Here is a 288-nt window from a genome sequence, read left to right as displayed (position 1 = left end):
GTAAAATAATACTGTGCGCTTCCTCTGCCAGGACACGAGATAGGGCATCATTAAAACGCAGCGCCAATGAATCTTCCTGATCGTCTAAAAAATCTGATCGTAATGCTTCATTGGCTTTGTCAAGATTGGAGCTTTGTTCTCTAACTATGTCCTCTAAATAGCTATATCCGCTTATTAACGCTTGTTCAGATTGGTTACGATAAGCGAGATATTGATCCACCTGATCTGATAGCTTAAAATATTTAATTAATATAAGTAATAATTTTATAAATAAAATCTCATATATAA

At 34.0% G+C, this 288-nt stretch carries 1 protein-coding gene; it reads right to left on the bottom strand.

From position 1 onward, the window contains the following. The coding region (locus SAZ04_RS21815; protein WP_332699620.1) for a hypothetical protein at positions 1 to 288 on the bottom strand (288 nt) is incomplete at both ends.

Source organism: Halalkalibacter lacteus, assembly GCF_036663595.1.
Lineage (GTDB): Bacteria > Bacillota > Bacilli > Bacillales > Bacillaceae_D > Halalkalibacter > Halalkalibacter lacteus.
The sequence above is the reverse complement of the archived record's forward strand: the minus strand, read 5'-3'. Positions and strand labels throughout refer to the sequence as shown.